The following is a 4,202-nucleotide window of genomic DNA, read 5'->3' as shown; positions in this document are numbered from 1 at the left end:
GGTTAGGGTCGTTTTTACCTCTATGGGTAAAAATTTCGCCACCATTATAGTCTTTAACAAAGGTATTATCACCATAGGTCTCAATAGTCCCTTTGGTACCCTGGAATACCTCGGCTACCCTACTCATTGTTTCCGGATGGTGCCTACACTGACTGGCAATTACAGCTCCACTAGGATAGGTATATTCTACAAAGTGATGGTCATAGATTTCTCCATGGTCTTTTCCAGTACGTACCTGTCTACCTCCCATACCTTGGGCAGAGATAGGGTATTCCCCAATAAACCAGTTGGCTACATCAATATTGTGAATGTGCTGCTCCAAAATATGGTCTCCACACAACCAGTTAAAATAATACCAGTTACGCATTTGGTATTCCAATTCGGATTGTCCGGGCTGTCTTTCCCGTACCCATACACCACCACTGTTCCAATATACTTGTCCGGAAACAATTTTTCCGATCTTATTTTCCTTTATCTGCTGTAGTGCGGCCAAATAGTTGTCCTGGTAATGTCTTTGTAACCCAACAACAACATTTAACTTCTTCTCCTTAGCAACCTTAGCCGCAGCCAACACCTTGCGTACTCCGGGGACATCCGTAGCTACCGGTTTTTCCATAAATACGTGTTTCCCTGCATTTACAGCAAACTCAAAATGCTGAGGCCTAAATCCTGGAGGGGTGGCCAAGATTACCACATCGGCCAAAGCCATCGCTTTTTCCGCTCCATCAAAGCCCACAAACTGATTTCCTTCTGGAACATTGATCCTTTTACTACCGTCAAACGCCCTTTTTATGTTTATTAAACTTCCCTGTAACCTATCCTCAAAGGCATCGGCCATGGCTACCAGTTCCGTATTTGGGTCAGCATTTAACGCCTGAATAGCCGCACCGGTACCACGCCCACCACAACCTACCAAGGCTATCTTCAACATTTTGTCATTGGCAACATTTACCATGGCATTCATTTGCATCGTCGGTAAAACCATCGCTCCGGTAACCAAAGCACTGGTCTTACAAAAATCCCTTCTGCTATTTTTATTGGCAGAAGGCTGTTTGGATGTATCCTCTATTTTCATTTAATATGGTTTATTGGTTTAATTACAAAATACTCCTCCTTTGGCTTCCTATTAGCGCGAAGGCAAACAACAAGGGGTTAAGGTACGCAATTAATGGAAACCGTACAATTTACATTTTAATTTTCATCGAATATAATAGCATATTTCTGCTATGGCATACCCTATTTTAAAACCCCACTCCAATACTTTTTATGTAGCACCAAGGATTTTTAAAAAAACGTCAGCCACCTCGTATAATATCGTTTCTCAATTGTTTAGCAAATGTTATCTTTAACTCCAATTAATAAGAAAGAACAATTCTTTCTTTATGGGAACTACCCACCTAAACTAGAGGACACATACATGGATATAAAAAAATTGACCAAGGAGGAAAAGCGTTTAGAGGAGAACCAGGCTGGTACTAAGGACTGGCACAAATGGGGACCTTATTTAAGTGAGCGCCAATGGGGGACTGTCCGGGAAGACTATAGCCCGGGTGGCGACGCTTGGAATTATTTCTCCCACGATATGTCTCGCAGTAGAACCTATCGCTGGGGCGAGGATGGTATAGCGGGCATCTCGGATCGTTATTGTAATATTTGCTTTGGAATAGCCCTTTGGAATGGAAAGGATACCATTCTTAAGGAACGCCTTTTTGGACTTACCGGCCCACAGGGAAACCATGGGGAGGATGTAAAGGAGTTATACTACTATTTGGAGAATACCCCTTCCCACTCCTATATGAAACACTTGTATAAGTATCCTCAAAACCAGTTCCCCTATAAAGACTTGGTAGATGAAAATGGCAGACGGGGAAAGCAAGATCTGGAATATGAGCTATTGGATACCGGCATCTTTGATAATAATGAATATTTTGATGTATTTACGGAGTATGCCAAGGCAGATGAGCAGGATCTATTAATTAAAATTACCGTATCCAACAGAAGTGAAAAAGTCGCTCCCCTCTATTTACTACCCACTTTGTGGATACGTAATTTTTGGAGTTTTGTTGGCATGCCTCAAAAACCCAGCATTAAAAAGGAAGTGAAAAATGGTGTCCCCTATGTGTCCATTGATCATATTTATGTGGGGCAATACAATATGTATTTTGAAGAACCTTCCCAACTGCTCTTTACCGAAAATGAGACCAATATGGAGAGGGTCTATCTTCAACCCAATGACCACCCCTACAAAAAGGATTTTTTCCACGAGGCGGTAATAAAGGGTGATTTTACGAAAGCAAAGAAAAAACAAGAGGGCACCAAATTTGCGCCGCTCTATAAATTACAGTTAAAGGCGGGTGAAACCAAGACGATAAAATTAAGACTCACCAATGGTAGCTTAGACACTCCATTTGACGATAGTTTTGATACTATTTTTACTGAAAGGACCAAGGAGTCCCAAGCGTTTTTAGAGACCACCTTCCCAGATTCGGATAAAGAATCCTTGGAAATACAGAAGCAGGCCATTGCCGGATTATTATGGACCAAACAGTACTATAATTACGAAGTAGAGAAATGGTTGCAGGGCGATTTCAAGGAATTTCCCCCTTCGCAAAATCGTTGGTTTGGGAGAAATAATCAGTGGCAAACACTACGTATCCACGATATCCTTTCCATGCCAGATAAATGGGAATACCCTTGGTTTGCAGCTTGGGATACGGCTTTCCATTGTGTCTCCCTTGCACTGGTAGATGCCCATTTTGCCAAGGAACAATTACTTTTATTTACCAAGGAATGGTATATGTCTCCCAGCGGGCAAATTCCGGCATACGAATGGAATTTCAGTGATGTGAATCCGCCTGTACAAGCATGGGCCTCCTTACAGGTTTTTCAACTGGAAAAAAAGAAAACGGGAAAGGGCGACCTTCTATTTTTAAAACGGATGTTCAACAAACTGGCCCTCAACTTCACTTGGTGGGTAAACCGGGTAGACAGTCAGGAAAAGAATGTTTTTGAAGGCGGATTTTTAGGTTTGGATAATATTGGGGTCTTCGATCGCAGCAACGGCGTGCCCGGAGGTGGGGTCTTGGAACAGGTAGACGGCACCTCTTGGATGGCGCTCTATTGCCTTAACATGTTAGAGATGGCCCTAGAGATTTCTTTGGAAGATCAATCTTTTGAAGACATGGCCATGAAATACTTTGGACATTTTGTCTTTATTGCTGAAGCGTTAAATAGCCTGAAAGAAGGAGGTAATGGATCTTGGGACCAGAGTGACGGCTTTTTCTATGACAAGCTTATCTTGCCCAATGGAAAATCGTTCCAGATAAAAGTACGTTCCATATCGGGGCTGTTGTCCCTGGCTGCGGTTCTGAACATAAAAAAAGAGTATTTGGAGAAACTTCCACGTTTCCGAAGGAGCATGGAGTGGTTTAGGAAACACCGGATTGAGACGGCCAAATACCGCGTGATGGAAGAATATACCGAAGGGGAAGATGTACTTCTCTCCCTGGTGCCTAAAGCGCGACTTAACATTCTGATGAACAGCATGCTGAGCGAGAAAGAGTTTTTATCCCCACACGGCATACGATCCCTTTCTAAAGTACATGAGAAACCCTATTCCATCAATATAGAGGGTGTAGATTACAGCATCAATTACGAACCCGCAGAATCCTCTACACGATTATTTGGGGGCAACTCTAACTGGAGGGGTCCTATTTGGATGCCCATGAATTACTTGTTCTTGGACTCTTTACGGGAATATCACAGTTACTTTGGGGACAAGCTAATGTTTAACTTCCCGTCAGAAGGAGGTGAAAAAATGAACCTAAAGAATATAAGTGATCAAATAGGAGAGCGACTTACTCAATTATTTAAACAGGATGCCGAAGGCAATAGACCTATCCATAAATTACATCAAGAGAAGTACAAAGACCCTTATTTTAAGGAGTTGGTGCTGTTTTACGAGTATTTTGATGGGAATAATGGACGTGGAGCAGGCGCTTCCCACCAAACGGGATGGACGGCTTTAGTAGCTAATTTATTGGACGATATCAGCTAAAAACAACCATTAAACTCCGCTTGGAAGTACTTTTTCAAGTGGAGTTTTTTTCTATATGTTATCAGCCTAAAAGTGCTTGTGGCAGACAAAAAACTGTATATCCACCTGTTTTCCTCAATGCAACACCCTAAAAATATTTGGCGAT

Annotated in this window: 2 protein-coding genes; one reads left to right on the top strand and one right to left on the bottom strand. The window is 42.2% G+C overall.

Annotated features, from left to right (window positions below; genetic code table 11):
• On the bottom strand, positions 1-1,075 hold a 1,075-nt coding region (locus tag BV214_RS16540; RefSeq protein ID WP_086478603.1), incomplete at its 3' end, for a Gfo/Idh/MocA family protein.
• Between the two features lie 342 nt (positions 1,076-1,417).
• On the opposite strand from BV214_RS16540, the gene BV214_RS16535 reads away from it, so the two are divergent.
• Complete coding sequence (locus BV214_RS16535; RefSeq protein WP_086478604.1) at positions 1,418-4,057, top strand: MGH1-like glycoside hydrolase domain-containing protein; 2,640 nt, start codon at positions 1,418-1,420, stop codon at positions 4,055-4,057.
• The last annotated feature ends 145 nt before the right edge of the window (positions 4,058-4,202 follow it).

The organism is Arenibacter amylolyticus (assembly GCF_002150785.1).
Lineage (GTDB): Bacteria > Bacteroidota > Bacteroidia > Flavobacteriales > Flavobacteriaceae > Arenibacter > Arenibacter amylolyticus.
This window is presented reverse-complemented; position numbering and strand designations above follow the sequence as displayed.

What these genes read in the sequence shown, in the direction of transcription:
- BV214_RS16535 (WP_086478604.1), top strand. Translation starts at nt 1,418, where the DNA reads ATGGATATAAAAAAATTGACCAAGGAGGAAAAGCGTTTAGAGGAGAAC.